Here is a 12,806-nt window from a genome sequence, read left to right on the forward strand (position 1 = left end):
GGTAGATGCGGTCGCCGACCGCGCTGGACCCCGGCGCCTGGCTCCTGGCCAGCTGGACGCCGAGCGTCCAGGGCGATGCGGCCGCGATCGTTGCGCAGGCCCGTGTCGAGCGGAGCCGCTTTCACACGGACCGCTCCGGCCCAGAGCCGACAGCTTTCCACCCCTCGGCGACGGTCGGCTTCTGACCCGTAGCGGACGTTGTGCCGGCGCCAGATTAGGGCTTAACCGGTCTCCATGCTGACGGCACACCCAGACTTCGCCACGTATGGCGCACAGCGTTTCGAAGGCTCGTTGAAGCCATGCATGGCACTGCTCGAAGCCGCGCTTGCGACGCTTCGCACGGACGAAGTCGGGATCCGGCTTCACGGATTGAAGCCACTTGCACCGCTACTGGCGACTGAGGGCTGTATCGGGGCCGTCGCCGCGAGCGTGCTGGGTCAAGGCGCGAAGCCGGTTCGGGCGATCTTGTTCAACAAGTCAGCCGAAACCAACTGGTCGCTGGCCTGGCATCAGGATCGGACGATCTGCGTGAGAGAGAGGCGCGAAGCCCCGGGGTTTGGACCGTGGACGGTGAAGGGCGGCATGCTTCACGTCGCGCCGCCATTTGAACTATTGTCGAAAATGGTGCCCTGAGGGCGCATCTTGATGACGTGCCCAGCAGCAACGCACCCCTGCTGATCGCCCCTGGTTCGCATACATTCGGACGGATCGCCGTCGAGGATGTTGATCAAGTTGTAAAGCAGTGCGGTACCGCCACCTGCCTCGCAGAAGCGGGGGATGTATGGCTCTACGCGACCCCCATTCTTCATGCGTCCGAGGCGGCCACCGACCCAACGAGCAGACGCGTCCTTCAGGTCGATTTCGCTGCTGAAGCTCTCCCCCACGGACTGGAATGGCTTGGCGTCTAACCTCTGCTCACCAGCCAAGAATGACAGTCCGCTCCCGACCCATTGCGGACTCTTGAGCACCTGCGAAGATCGTCGGCGTTGAGGGGAAAACCGCTTGATCATTGCCCACCGCAATCCGGCCTACCACGCAAAGCGCGCTGCGATCTGGTTCGTGCCCGCAGCTGCGCCATGGATAGTGCTCGCCTTCTCCCCCGACATGTCAGACTTGGGACGCGGATGGGCAGGGGCTGCATTGGTTTCGCCTATTGCTGTCGGGCTATCTGCCAAGGAGCTATGGACGACCTTGGCCGGGCGGACCCGGGTATCGGTGAAGGACGGCAGGAACGTAAGGCGAATCGTCTCCTTGGAGGGGTCGGCTTGGGCTTGGCGATAGAGGGAGGGCTCATTTGCTCCGCGAAGAGCACCGCCGAACCAACTATCGAAATCTGGCCACAACGGCTCAGGCTTTTGAGATGAATTCCAGGAGCAGGGGTAGTCGCGCTGCGACAATGCGGGATCGAAGTGGGCACTTCGTTCGGAGGCCATCGCGCCTGCAAGCAGGGCGGCTCCCAACGTCATAACAATCAGGGCAACAGCAACGCCACGCATTGGCGGACAACCCCTATCGTATTTCAGTATTGACCGACTGTTTCATCCCCGAAATGCAAAGACAAGCGGCGTCCGCTTTCCGCCCTTAAACCACCGACCGCCTTCGACCCTTAGCGGACGTTCCTCGCCCCGAGCGAGGAACTGTGAGAAACTACCGTATGACGCCCCGGCTTTTCATTCTTGCGATCGCCTCGCTGACGGTAGGGGCCTGTGGTCCGGACCGCTCCTCTACCTCAGAATCTCCGTCCGTTCCGGTTGTCAGAAACGAGGCCGCTCCCGAGCAAAAGGTCGAGCCGGTCAAGCTCCTTCAGCCGATGTCCGAGACCGAATTGCAGGCCAATATCAAAGACGGCATCGGCTGCAGTCTTTACAGTGGAGAGCATCTTCTGTTGCTCGTAATCCTCGGGGAGGGGTCGATTGCAAAGAGCGGCGGCATAGTCAGGAAGCTCAGCGGAGGTCAATCAGGGTTCGACTGGGAGGGAGGCCGCTACGAGACCGATGGTCTGACAATCGACGTCCGCGCAGGCACCGCTTCCGAAGCGCAAGTGACGGTGGCCTCGGGGGATCAACGAGAACAGTTCCAAGCCAGCTGGGGGTGTGGGAGCTAACGGGCCGGATGGCCCGCTCCCCACCCTTAGGCGACGGTCGGCTCACGACCCGAAGTGGACATTGCGCCCATCGCCCTTCGAGGACAGGGTGCGTCAGTCGGCGACTGCGCCTGGCGCAGGGCTTTGCAAGCGAATGACTCAGGAGGCGGAAAGGTTGATCGTCGCCTTCGTAGTCACGATCTTGGCCATCGCGACGGTAGCCGTAAGCCGCCGCCCTCGCGTCTCCGGGCAGGCTGGGGCTGACGCTCCAAAAGGTGAATGGGCGCTGGGGGCGGGCATGGGCGTCGGCGCTCTCAGCCTGTTCGCGTTGTTCGTCTGGGCCAAACAACGCGGGGTCACACCGCTGGAGTTTTGGGTTCTTGGCGGAGTCGTTGCGTTCGGCTGGGGCTGCGGAATCGCCCGCCGGTATGTCTACGGGCGCTGGAACTGACCCAGCCCTAGCGACAGATTTGTCAAATACAAATTCGCTATAGTTTCGCCGTTGGGTTTGGCCTACAGGCAGCCCTCTTCAACTGGCTCAGGACCCTGGTGCGGCGCATGTCCTGATCTTCCGCTTTCCACGCTCAGGCGACGGTCAGCTCTCGACCCTTAGCGGACGTTGGCGGCGACCGGCTCGCCGCCAACGAATGATGGGCAACTGAAGGTTCCCTCGCCCCGCTGATGATCGACCTTGTAGACCCTTCGGTCTAGCGAGGAGCCGGTGAAATAGGTGCATTTCAGTCGAAGCTTATTGAGGTTTACGGGCGTTCCGTCAGCCCAACGACCACTGAGCGCGACTGCCAATGCCGGTGTCTCAGGTTCTTCCCATCGTTCTGCAACCAACACTTCACTCCCGGACCAAGCCAAGCCCGCACACCCCAACGCAAGGGCGGCGAATATCGAACCAGCGATGCGTGCTTTCGACATCGACACTCCGCGACCTAGCCAGCAGTCAAGTCTCTCTGTCGGAGTCCCTGATGACAAGCCGAAGGTCCGTATTCCGCTCTCCACGGCAGTCGGCTCCCGACCCGTTGCGGACATTGCGGGGCGGATGCGAAGATAACAGGTCATGCACAAGCCGGGCTTCGGATTGACCTACCAAGACCAGAAGATCAAAGCGATTGCTCGGCTTTCGATTATGGCGGCCCTGCTCACCGTGCTGCTGCTTGTCAGTCTGATCTTCTCCGACCGCACGCGGAGCCTCGTTCAACATCTACCGTTGTCTCGGCACGGTAGCGACTACGGAATATGGTCGGCAGTGCTCGCTATCATGGTTCCGCTTTGCTGGGCGGTGAACTTCGGACTTATATTCACGTCACCAGAGCAGGAGGTTCGTTTCGCCACATGGTCTAAGCGATGGCGAAAGTCGCCTACCAAGTTCGACGAAATTGAGTTCGACACTCTCGATCCGGACTATAGGAAAGTCGCGTGGCGGTATTTCTTGGATCGGCGGAAAGGCTGATCGTCAAAGACCGCTTCCCACACCTAACCGACCTCGGGATGTCCGCTGATGGTGCGCCGGTCGAAGGTCCGGTTCCAGGCGGGGTGCAGATGACAGCACCCGACCCATTGCGGACGTCGGTCGCCGACCGCTCCTTGAGCGTTCTGAGCGGAAAGGGACGAGCTAATCTGGTCGTCTCCTAGGGCGCGGAGGCCAAACGCTTTGCGCTGCGCGCACCGCAAGCACGGTGGCCACGCTAACTAGCGAGAAGACATACAGGGCAAACATGAAGCCAATACCGATGGTCGAATGAACGCCCCAAGCGACGCAGTAAAGAAGGATGAAGACCGTAGCTGAAGTCGTAGTGGCGAGGATGACAATTATCGTCTTTCTCACATGCCGCCAATGCAATGATAGCCCGGCGGTCGCGAGGATCGGGAAGGCAAGATAGACAGCCATGTATATGCCACCCCAGTCATACGGGTCGCCGATGAAGGTGCCTAGAAACTCCTGCATCTACCGATGGTGAACCAGAACCCGGTCGGGTGAAAGGTCTCCAAGCCGACCCCTTTTTAATCGGCATCAGCCCGATCACGATACGTCAGCTACCGACCTCAAAGCGGAGGGTTTAATCACTCACAATATCCCATTCAGACACCCGACCATCAGGTCCAAATCGTAGAACAAGCCATTCAGAGTCGAGACTGAAAAGCCCTCGTTCGGGACCAAGATTATAAACGAAATCCCAGTCTCGAAAATAATTGCTGGGTGGCGGTTCGCCGAGTAGCTCGATCACTTCGGCTTTGGTCATTCCTTTGAGGTCATGAGTGAGCAGAAGCGCGCTCACCATCCTGACGCGCGTGTAACCGGATTGCGGATTCTTCCAACTGGCAGAGTCGAAAAAGTAAACCGGTAGATAGCCGGTGATGCCTGCCCACCCCGCGCTACATAGTAGCAAAACCGCAACGAGGCCCACAAAGCACCCCATCTTCCGCTGGGGCTTTCGAATCGGATCAGACGCGCCTTCATGCATGTTGGTCGATACCACAGAACCTCGTCATGCGAAGGCCGGGTCCCAACGATGGCAGAAGAGTCCGCTTTCCACCCATAGGCGACAGTCTGCTCTCGACCCATTGCGGACATCGGTGGGCTTGAAGATATGATCGTCGGATGACCAAGGTCATATATCTCTCGCCGGGCGAGCAATTGCCCGATGTCGGTGACGATCAGCCTTGGTTGACTATCGAAGCATCCAACGACGGCCAGTTCTTCGGCACAGGCGCGTCGTGGAAAGCGAGCGGTGAATGGGTGGGCTACTGTTCGTTGGTCGAAGATGACGTTTCGCTCGAAACCGCACTCGCTGCGGCACAGGATTGGGCGACCAAATATGGCGTCCCAACCATCTGGGTTCAGGTCACGCCTTAGTCCGCTAACCACCCTTAGGCGACGGTCAGCTCCCGACCCATTGCGGACGTTCTAACTCCGCGCTCTAAAGGTGGAAGATGGAGTAGGCAGGATGAGCGGCAGCCCCCGCATCACCTTCAGCCGGACCAAGGATGGGTCCCTGGAAATCTGGATGAACCCGGCAGGCCGCGATCTGCTCGTCAGCCAACTTCAGGGACTGAGCGAGCGCAGCGATCACTTCCACATCATGCCGGAAGATATGCAACCCGAACTGCCCGCCCGCAGCCGCGCCTACGGCGACGGAGACGAAGTGATCCATTGGGGGAAGGTGCTGTTTCGTCCAGACGAATGGGACCAGGAGCATTTCCCTCACGTTATGGGCGATGCGGATCCGGGCGACCGCTAGGGGGCTGGCCAGCTGACTGCTCCCGACCCTTAGGCAACAGTCCGCTCGACCCGTTGCGGACGTTAGAAGAAAGCGAGGCCGCCTCCGCCCATCGCGATGATGGAAGCTTCGTTGCCGCCGTGGTCGAAACTCCCCCGCCAGCCTTCGTAGCCCGAGGAGTTATTGACCAGGTCGAGACGCAGGTCGTTTGAGAACCGGAGACACAGGTCAGCAGTCGCTCGGTCAACCGCCGCAGAGGAAACGGTCGCCCCGGCAAGCAGGGCGTTCGCCTTAGCCTCGGCGTCCACAGGCTCCGGCAAACCAAATCGCTGGCCGTGATCTTCGTCGGTCAGAACAATGCCGTCGGGTGAAACCAACCGCCAGTGGCAACCAACGGCTAGGCCGGTCTTGTTCAGGAGATCGAATGCCCAGTCAGCCTCCCGACGTTCGACTCGGCAGGACCGTCCAACGACTGCAGCTTCAAAGGCAAGGGCAAGGTCGTCCATACTGCGTCTCCAACGAGGATCGGAAGCTATCGCTGGAGACGTATGCTAACCACCCTTAGCCGACAGTCCGCTCCCGACCCAAGGTGGTCATTGCGAAATGGCTGAGCTTACCTACTTCCTAGCTTCGACGGAGGGTGGATATGACTGAACGCGCCGTCAATATCGACAAGAGTTGGGCGGTCGCGATCATTGCCACGGTCGCCTTCTTCTGTCCGTGGGTCATGCCTTACCAGGTCACGATGCATTATTCGGGCAGGCTGGTCCTTTGGCCCGCATTCGCAATCTATGGCGGGCTGTTGGCTCTGTGGTTGTGGGTGTGGATTGCGTCCATGAAAACGACCCGCGTTCCCGCGCCGTTGGCCCTCGTCAGCTTTTTGATGACTGCCTATCCGCTCTTCATCGCCTCTCAACAGTGGCGGTGCCTGACGGGTGAATGTTTCTGGTAGCCAGCGCCCGCTTCACCCATAGGCAAAGGTCGGCTCCCGACCCATAGGCGACCTCCTCCCGGTCGGCCCAGCGATAGATCAACACTGCGCCAGAAGCGAACATCGCTGACGCGCCGGGAAGAGATCCCCGGAGGGCGAAGCCGGCCGCGGTTTGCGACATGCGACCGTGCCGGGTGGTATGGGGATCAGCTGCTTCGGGATTTTAGCCGTGTTGTCGTCAGCTCGGCAGACACAGTCTGATCCCGCAGGGCGCGTCGGGACTCAGAACTCCCTGTTCCCGGCCCTGCCTGTCTGTTACCCAAGTCGTGGGGATTACAGGCGGGGAACATCGCGTTGAAAAGTTGGCTGATGCTGGTCGTTTCGGCTTGGCTGTTGAGCACGCCCGCCTTGGCGGGTGAAACGATCTTGCGCGGCCCAGCGCCCGGCTGGATCCCGGTGGTTGCCCCGCACCTGTCCAACATGCCGGATAACCCCTCCCAACACGTCCGGTATGAAGTGGTTGAAACGCATTCGCGCGCTTTCGGGACCCATACCGAAACCTATCTCCGCGTAAGGATTCGGGTGCTGTCGCCCCTGGGTCTACAGCAGGCTTCGCAGCTGGCGCTCGAATGGAATCCGGCCCTGCAGTCGCCGACCGTCCACCATGCCCGCATTATCCGCGACGGCGAAACTTCCGATATTCTGGACAAGGCCGACTTCACAATCCTCCGTCGCGAGGCAGGACTGGAGCAGTCCCTGCAGATCAATGGCGTTCTGACGGGCGTTCTGGTGAATCCGGACATCCGGGTCGGCGACACTATCGACTTCGCCTATTCTCTCCGCACCCAATTCGACGTGTTCAACAACCCAATCGAAATGCTCGCCTATTCCTACTCGCCGCTCCCTGTAGATCTGGGTGCAATGAGTATCAGCTGGCCTGCGTCGATGAGAGTGCAGACCCGCGCCGGGCGGCACGCCACCCTGCCGCCGATCACTCAGGAGGCTGGTTTCCAAGTCCTCGCCCATCGGATAACCGACTCAGAGGGGGTCGCCTACCCGGACACCATCGCGCCCCGATCTCTCCCCGATTATGGTTGGCAGATCAGCAGCATCCCCCAGTGGGGGACGATCGCGGACAACGTTCGCCCGGCCTATGATCAAGCCAGCGCCTTCCCCTCTGCCGCAGATCTCGCCGCGCACGCGTCGCGGATCCGGTCCGAGCACGCCAGCCCGGAAGCGCGCGCCTTGGCGGCACTGCGACTGGTTCAGGATCAGGTTCGCTATATGGCCCTCACACTCGGCGAGGGTGGGTGGCTGCCGATCCCGGCCAGCGAAGTCTGGGCAAGCCGCCAAGGCGACTGCAAGGGGAAGACCGTGCTTCTGGTCGCCCTGCTGAGGGAGTTGGGTATCGACGCTGTTCCCGTACTGGTGTCCTCCCAGAATTTGCCGCTCGACAAATATCTGCCGATGGTCAGCGCGTTCGACCATGTGATCGTGAAGGCGCGGATCAACGGCGAAACGTATCTGATGGACGGGGCGCGTATTGGCGATCGAAGCCTGACGCCGGACTACCCGCTGGTTCACGAATACGTCCTGCCCATCGCGGAACATGCCGCCTTGGAGCGGATTCCGCTCCGACTACCGCCCCGTCCAACCGGCACGATGCATCTCGAGATTGACCTGTCCGACGGCATCTACAGCCCGGCGCGCCTTACGTTGGTCGACATCGATCGGGGTTACCGCGCCACTGAAATGCAGGCCGGTGTAGCGCAGGTCCCCGCCGCCGAGCTGACCCGCTTTTATGACGGGCGCTGGACCGAGTTCCTGAAGGGTTATGGTCAGATTTCTGACCTGAAGAGCCACTGGGAATACCGCGAGGACACCCACGAGTTTGTCGCCAGTGCAACCGCGCGCATCGTGTTCGATTGGAGTGCCGGGCCGGTTGCTATCCCCTTGGCACACGTCACGTGGGCGGGCTTTGAGCCGCACAGCGACGAGAGGTTCAGGGACGCCGACTATGGCAAGCTCTTCCCCAGTTCATCTTCATTTCGCACCACCGTCATTCTGCCCGAAGGCGACGACGTCGTTACGATCTCGGTCCAGCCTTACGAAATCGAGGCTGGGGCGACCCGCTATTTTCGAACCGTCCAGCGCAACGGCAATCGTCTTGAGACCGACCGCGGTTCGGTCGCTCTGCGCCCCTATGCCACGGCGGCCGAAATCCGGACGGAACAGGCGGGGCTGGACCGCTTCAAGGACCTGAAAGCCACCATGCAGGTGAGGCGGGGCTACACGCTAACCGCAGCCGACCGTCAAGCCCTGACCACAACCGCCGATGGCAATCCGGAGGCCGCCCTGCGTCGCGGCTATGCTCTTCTGAACGAAGGGGACTATGCCGGAGCGATTGCCCAGTTCGACATCGCCATCGCGGGATTTCCTTCACCGCATGCCAATGCCTTCGCCAATCGCGCGATCGCCTATCTCGCGCTGAACGATCTGGAAAAGGCTCGCGCCGATATCGCCGCAGGCGGAGCCGCCAATCCGGACGACACGATCCTGTTTCATGCAAAGGGCCGCCTGGCCGAGATCGAGGAAGATGATCTGGAGGCCGTTCTGGCTTTCACCGGGGCTCTGCGCTCGTGGCCCGAGAATACTCACGCGCTTTACCGCCGCGCTGCGGCCTATGAGCGGATGGGCCAGTCGGCCCGAGCCCTCGCAGATCTGGAGCGTATCGCCACCCTTCGACCGCAGGATAACAGCGCCAAGACTGCCTTGGCGACCCAGTTGCTTCGAATGGGCCGGACAGAAGACGCCTATGAGCAGGTGGGTTTGATGGCGCAATCAATCGGATACGCCGGAGCCAAGGCTGAGATACTCGTCAGTCTGGCGCAGACCTTGGCATCCACCCTGAAGGAGGCGGATCCCGCCGCGGCCGAAGCAGTGTTGACCAACGTGCTGACGGTTGAAACCGACTTCCCCGCACTGCTGATCGACCGCGCGCGTATCCGCGAGATGCAGGGCAACAGCGAGGGCTCCGCAGCCGATCTGGCGCGTTTCGAGCAACTGACCGGGATCGAGCTTGATGATCCCTCGCAGGTCTGCCTCGCCCGGACTCTTCACCGGTACAGCCGCGATGCGGCCTTGGACGTTTGCGACAATGCCATTGAGCGGAATGGAGACACCGCCGAACTCCACAGCCGGCGGGGATATCTGCTCTATGTCCTGAACCGGGGAAATGAGGCCGTCGCGGCTTATCGCACAGCGACGCAACTGGACCCGTCCAATCAGAACGCCAGATATGGTCTGGGGGAAACACTGAAAAGCACCGGGCAAGCAGCCGAGGGCGAAGCTCTCATGGCCGCGGCCTTGAGCTCCGATCCCGAGGCCGACGAAGACTACGAGGCCGATCTGATCGAGGTCCGGGTCAGTGATTAGGTAGCCACTGAAAGGCTTGAGCCGCCGGAAGGCCGAGGTCCGCAGTCTCCGGACGCAGGCCCGGGATCTCCAGGAAACCTCCGCTTTCCACCCAGGCGATGGTCGGCTCCCGACCCATTGCGGACATTGCGAAGGCCGTGACAAGTTCTCCCGATGAGGGTTGAAGCACTGATCATCTGCTTGGTTTTGACCGGCGCAGTCTCTGGGTGTGGAGAGCGCACCAAGGCTGAACCCGCCGCTATCGAGCGTGCGGACCGCATGAACGATCAGGAGCGTCGCGCCATTCTGGCTCAACAAGTGGCGAGCGGCGAAAAAACCCTGGAAGAAGCCGCATGCGACTACCGGCAGGGCCTCTGGGACACGGAACGGGAGATTTGTTTCAACAGGGACGACACCTCGGTTCGACCCGCTCCGACTGGCCCGTCTGGATACGCCGCGGTTCGCGATGCCGAGGACGCATGCGCAAAGGCGACAGCGTTGGTGACGGCGGAGAGAGGTCTGCCGATCAGCCATGTAGCCTACTGCGATCAGATCACGGAGGCGGACGCCCCTTCCGGCTACTATGCCCTTGCTCTTCGCGCCCAGTGTTCGGAAGATTTGTGCGGCAGCACAAACATGGGCTGGTTCGCTGTCCAGAAGGCGACGGCTGATGTTTTCGAAGTCGATGACGTAACCGACTGGAAGCTCGGCAGGCGCGTGACCGGCGGCTCCTGATGTCCGCTAACCACCCTAGGGCGACGGTCGGCTCCCGACCCATTGCGGACGTTCGCCTGACCGTGAGACATTCAAGGCATGGCGAACCACTGCTGCGAAATGATGCGGTCGAACCTGGAGACCGTTTGTGACCGCCACCCGGATCGCCACGATTGCCCCGACTGCCTGATCGACTTCTGGCCCACCGCGCCTGCTTACGGCATCATGATCCATGACGGCGGAAACAGCATGATCGAGATCAGCTATTGCCCTTGGTGCGGGACGAAGCTGCCAAGCCGTCGAGCGTCCGCTTCTCGATGAGAAGCTATGGGCGGCTTCCGACCCCTTTCAGACATCCAGGTCGGACTGCGTCGGGCCATAGATGTCGAGATCAACCACGAGGCCGCGCTCACCGATCCTGACTAAGGTCTCGGGTTGAAGGGTCAGGCCGTCGTTCTGCGAGGCAAGGAACAGGCCGCAGAAGACCCGCCCCCGATACCGACTAGCTAATGACCTCCACGCACCCAGATCGTCGTTGAGGCGCGAAAGTAGATCGTTGATCTGCCAGTCGAGTTCTGCGGGCTCTCGTGGTTCCGCCACCAAACGCCACGATCCAGTCTTGGCCGTTCTTTCGGTGCCGTATTCGTTGACCCAAGGTTCGCCCTTCGCGACGCCAACAGTCGGCTCGCCAAGGGCAAGCGTGATCTCTGACGGGTCCAGATCGTCGCCATAAAACCCGATGCTTGCCTGTGACGATTCCAGTTTTCCCATGCCCAGAGCGTATCAGACAGGAGTCCGCTTACCACCCTTAGGCGACCGACTGCTCCCGACCCTTCGCTGACCTTTTCATTCCTGCGTGTGGGCTAGTCGGGAGTCGGGCGCGGACGCGTCATCGCCCAGATCAGGAAGCCGGTTCCGGCCCCCACGACTGCGAGCACGCCGATCGGAACCAACACCCCAAAGCGCGATGAAAAGCCCATGGAGTAGAACTGGAACATAGCTTCGACCATGAGCCAGCCTGCCACTTCAGCAGAGATGACGCCCGTGAGAACGAGTTGTGTAAGTCGGCTCATGGGCTGGCCCTCCGCGCTGGCTCGAACTTGGACCACCTAACGTCCGCTTTCCACCCATAGCGGACTCTTAGGGTTCCGCGCGTCCATCACTGTCGATAAGCTGCCGTCATGTTCACGTGGCTCGCCCGATATCACGCCTCGCTCTTGCGGGCGGGCGCAACGGCCCCCAGTGCGACGCACTACGCTAACGTGCAGCGGCTCGCCGTCCCATGGTTTTTGGCATTGCTCGGAATGATCTTCGGCACGCTCATCGCAGATGCGGTGAGCGGCCCAAGCCAGAGGGTTAGAGCGACCATCGGCCTTCTGCTCGGTCTACCGATCTTCATCGGCATGACCCACGCCCTGGGCACCTACCTTTTCGGCGCGATCCGCTCGGACTTGCGCGGTAAAAGGTCTCGCTCCCAAAGAACATGAATGTCTGCTTTCCGCCCCGAGGCAACGGGCGGATTCCGACCCTTAGCGGACGCCCCGCGACTCTGATAAGGTGGGTCATGAACGGCTGGTTTGTCCTTCCCTTCGTGGGGGCCTTTATCACTTACGCGGGCGCAACATATTGGGCCTCTAGGCTGCTGCCGAGCGAGCGGCGACGCCTCGGCGACACCCGCCCTGTTCCCGATCTTCTCGACCCGCTGGCGTCACACCGCTGGCTGCCTATCCTGTTGTGGGAGAAGACGAGAGGGTTCCGGCCGCCAGCGCGACGGGCCTTCGCTGTGGCGCGCGTCGCATTGCTCCTCACACCAGTGGCCTTCTTCGGTGGCATGGCAATAGCCGCCAACTTCCCGGAGGCTGAGGAAGGTGGGAACGCAGACATCCGAGATACGCCTCCACCAGTCACGCTCGCCATTACTGATTGATGGCGACTTTCCGCCCTCAGGTGAAAGTCCGGTCCCCACCCTTAGCGGACATTCATCGCGCCCGCTTTTTAGCCACGGCGGAAACCCGCTCCACGGACAAGGAGCAGCGCTGACTTTCTCGCGGGCGACTTTCGGGCCATCCTTGCCCGATGGGGAAATACGATCCGCTCCGGGACCATCTGCGGCGCCAGCGCGGCGACGAGTTCGAGCTCACCTTCGTGGAGATCAACGAAAGCTCGGCTGCATGCTGCCCAACAGCGCGGCGCGGCCGCAGTGGTGGGCCAATATCACGGACCCCGATCAGTCGCCGGTGCAGCGCGAGGCCTGGCGCGCCGCCGGCTTTGACGCCTTTCTGATTGCAGGCAGGGACCGGGTGCGGTTCCGCCGCGTGGGCTGACGAGTCGCCGCGACGGCGCTGTCCCCATCCCGCCCGCCACGCCGCCGTCCCTGCGGCCGTATGATGAACTGGGCCTGTCCCGAAAGACTCTCCTGACGACCGCCTGACGT

General features: G+C 61.4%; 17 protein-coding genes. 13 read left to right on the top strand and 4 right to left on the bottom strand.

The window, feature by feature from the left end; translation table 11 throughout:
• Positions 1–5 precede the first annotated feature (5 nt).
• From BrevBR_RS08290 to BrevBR_RS16545, 3 genes are all read left to right on the top strand, one after another.
• A complete protein-coding gene (locus tag BrevBR_RS08290) occupies positions 6–185 on the top strand; it encodes a hypothetical protein (protein ID WP_340000582.1) in 180 nt (59 codons plus the stop codon).
• A 118-nt stretch (positions 186–303) separates the two neighbouring features.
• Positions 304–633 (top strand): hypothetical protein, encoded by a 330-nt coding sequence (locus BrevBR_RS08295; RefSeq protein ID WP_340000583.1) that lies wholly within the window; start codon positions 304–306, stop codon positions 631–633.
• Positions 630–908, top strand: a complete 279-nt coding sequence (locus BrevBR_RS16545) for a phytanoyl-CoA dioxygenase family protein (protein WP_445214753.1) — start codon at positions 630–632, stop codon at positions 906–908. Before BrevBR_RS08295 ends, BrevBR_RS16545 begins: the two co-directional genes overlap by 4 nt.
• 120 nt (positions 909–1,028) lie before the next feature.
• On the opposite strand, the gene BrevBR_RS08300 is transcribed toward BrevBR_RS16545, so the two are convergent.
• Positions 1,029–1,496 (bottom strand): hypothetical protein, encoded by a 468-nt coding sequence (locus BrevBR_RS08300; protein WP_340000584.1) that lies wholly within the window; start codon positions 1,494–1,496, stop codon positions 1,029–1,031.
• Positions 1,497–1,654: 158 nt separating this feature from the next.
• Here BrevBR_RS08300 and BrevBR_RS08305 point away from each other — a divergent pair, with 158 nt between their 5' ends.
• From BrevBR_RS08305 to BrevBR_RS08325, 5 genes are all read left to right on the top strand, one after another.
• Complete coding sequence (locus BrevBR_RS08305) at positions 1,655–2,104, top strand: hypothetical protein (protein WP_340000585.1); 450 nt, start codon at positions 1,655–1,657, stop codon at positions 2,102–2,104.
• Between the two features lie 154 nt (positions 2,105–2,258).
• Positions 2,259–2,534 (top strand): hypothetical protein, encoded by a 276-nt coding sequence (locus BrevBR_RS08310; RefSeq protein WP_340000586.1) that lies wholly within the window; start codon positions 2,259–2,261, stop codon positions 2,532–2,534.
• Between the two features lie 618 nt (positions 2,535–3,152).
• Positions 3,153–3,545, top strand: a complete 393-nt coding sequence (locus BrevBR_RS08315) for a hypothetical protein (protein WP_340000587.1) — start codon at positions 3,153–3,155, stop codon at positions 3,543–3,545.
• Between the two features lie 1,149 nt (positions 3,546–4,694).
• Complete coding sequence (locus tag BrevBR_RS08320) at positions 4,695–4,949, top strand: hypothetical protein (RefSeq protein ID WP_340000588.1); 255 nt, start codon at positions 4,695–4,697, stop codon at positions 4,947–4,949.
• Positions 4,950–5,040: 91 nt separating this feature from the next.
• Positions 5,041–5,334, top strand: a complete 294-nt coding sequence (locus BrevBR_RS08325) for a hypothetical protein (RefSeq protein WP_340000589.1) — start codon at positions 5,041–5,043, stop codon at positions 5,332–5,334.
• Between the two features lie 62 nt (positions 5,335–5,396).
• On the opposite strand, the gene BrevBR_RS08330 is transcribed toward BrevBR_RS08325, so the two are convergent.
• Positions 5,397–5,819, bottom strand: coding sequence for a hypothetical protein (locus BrevBR_RS08330; protein WP_340000590.1), 423 nt, complete (start codon positions 5,817–5,819; stop codon positions 5,397–5,399).
• A gap of 140 nt (positions 5,820–5,959) precedes the next feature.
• Here BrevBR_RS08330 and BrevBR_RS08335 point away from each other — a divergent pair, with 140 nt between their 5' ends.
• The 4 genes from BrevBR_RS08335 to BrevBR_RS16550 all read left to right on the top strand — a co-directional run bounded on the left by BrevBR_RS08335 (position 5,960) and on the right by BrevBR_RS16550 (position 10,693).
• Positions 5,960–6,265: a hypothetical protein gene (locus tag BrevBR_RS08335; RefSeq protein WP_340000591.1), complete on the top strand. Its 306-nt coding sequence runs from the start codon at positions 5,960–5,962 to the stop codon at positions 6,263–6,265.
• Positions 6,266–6,613: 348 nt separating this feature from the next.
• A complete protein-coding gene (locus BrevBR_RS08340; RefSeq protein ID WP_340000592.1) occupies positions 6,614–9,679 on the top strand; it encodes a DUF3857 domain-containing protein in 3,066 nt (1,021 codons plus the stop codon).
• Positions 9,680–9,832: 153 nt separating this feature from the next.
• The gene (locus tag BrevBR_RS08345) at positions 9,833–10,393 is read left to right on the top strand and encodes a hypothetical protein (protein ID WP_340000593.1); all 561 of its coding nucleotides are present in this window, start codon (positions 9,833–9,835) and stop codon (positions 10,391–10,393) included.
• Between the two features lie 78 nt (positions 10,394–10,471).
• Positions 10,472–10,693, top strand: a complete 222-nt coding sequence (locus BrevBR_RS16550) for a DUF6980 family protein (RefSeq protein WP_445214749.1) — start codon at positions 10,472–10,474, stop codon at positions 10,691–10,693.
• Between the two features lie 27 nt (positions 10,694–10,720).
• Here the strand turns inward: BrevBR_RS16550 and BrevBR_RS08350 are convergent, their stop codons facing one another.
• Positions 10,721–11,143, bottom strand: a complete 423-nt coding sequence (locus BrevBR_RS08350; RefSeq protein WP_340000594.1) for a DUF4279 domain-containing protein — start codon at positions 11,141–11,143, stop codon at positions 10,721–10,723.
• A gap of 92 nt (positions 11,144–11,235) precedes the next feature.
• Positions 11,236–11,445 carry a hypothetical protein gene (locus tag BrevBR_RS08355; protein ID WP_340000595.1) on the bottom strand — a complete coding sequence of 70 codons (210 nt, stop codon included), beginning with the start codon at positions 11,443–11,445 and terminating at the stop codon, positions 11,236–11,238.
• Between the two features lie 1,098 nt (positions 11,446–12,543).
• Here BrevBR_RS08355 and BrevBR_RS08360 point away from each other — a divergent pair.
• Entirely contained in the window at positions 12,544–12,696 is a 153-nt protein-coding gene (locus tag BrevBR_RS08360) for a hypothetical protein (protein WP_340000596.1), read from the top strand.
• The last annotated feature ends 110 nt before the right edge of the window (positions 12,697–12,806 follow it).

This window comes from Brevundimonas sp. BR2-1 (assembly GCF_037626195.1).
Classification (GTDB): domain Bacteria; phylum Pseudomonadota; class Alphaproteobacteria; order Caulobacterales; family Caulobacteraceae; genus Brevundimonas.

Coding starts and splice junctions, on each gene's coding strand:
- BrevBR_RS08290 (WP_340000582.1), top strand. CDS start 6: ATGCGGTCGCCGACCGCGCTGGACCCCGGCGCCTGGCTCCTGGCCAGC.
- BrevBR_RS08295 (WP_340000583.1), top strand. CDS start 304: ATGGCACTGCTCGAAGCCGCGCTTGCGACGCTTCGCACGGACGAAGTC.
- BrevBR_RS08300 (WP_340000584.1), bottom strand. CDS start 1,496: ATGCGTGGCGTTGCTGTTGCCCTGATTGTTATGACGTTGGGAGCCGCC.
- BrevBR_RS08305 (WP_340000585.1), top strand. CDS start 1,655: ATGACGCCCCGGCTTTTCATTCTTGCGATCGCCTCGCTGACGGTAGGG.
- BrevBR_RS08315 (WP_340000587.1), top strand. CDS start 3,153: ATGCACAAGCCGGGCTTCGGATTGACCTACCAAGACCAGAAGATCAAA.
- BrevBR_RS08320 (WP_340000588.1), top strand. CDS start 4,695: ATGACCAAGGTCATATATCTCTCGCCGGGCGAGCAATTGCCCGATGTC.
- BrevBR_RS08325 (WP_340000589.1), top strand. CDS start 5,041: ATGAGCGGCAGCCCCCGCATCACCTTCAGCCGGACCAAGGATGGGTCC.
- BrevBR_RS08330 (WP_340000590.1), bottom strand. CDS start 5,819: ATGGACGACCTTGCCCTTGCCTTTGAAGCTGCAGTCGTTGGACGGTCC.
- BrevBR_RS08335 (WP_340000591.1), top strand. CDS start 5,960: ATGACTGAACGCGCCGTCAATATCGACAAGAGTTGGGCGGTCGCGATC.
- BrevBR_RS08340 (WP_340000592.1), top strand. CDS start 6,614: ATGCTGGTCGTTTCGGCTTGGCTGTTGAGCACGCCCGCCTTGGCGGGT.
- BrevBR_RS08345 (WP_340000593.1), top strand. CDS start 9,833: ATGAGGGTTGAAGCACTGATCATCTGCTTGGTTTTGACCGGCGCAGTC.
- BrevBR_RS16550 (WP_445214749.1), top strand. CDS start 10,472: ATGGCGAACCACTGCTGCGAAATGATGCGGTCGAACCTGGAGACCGTT.
- BrevBR_RS08350 (WP_340000594.1), bottom strand. CDS start 11,143: ATGGGAAAACTGGAATCGTCACAGGCAAGCATCGGGTTTTATGGCGAC.
- BrevBR_RS08355 (WP_340000595.1), bottom strand. CDS start 11,445: ATGAGCCGACTTACACAACTCGTTCTCACGGGCGTCATCTCTGCTGAA.
- BrevBR_RS08360 (WP_340000596.1), top strand. CDS start 12,544: ATGCTGCCCAACAGCGCGGCGCGGCCGCAGTGGTGGGCCAATATCACG.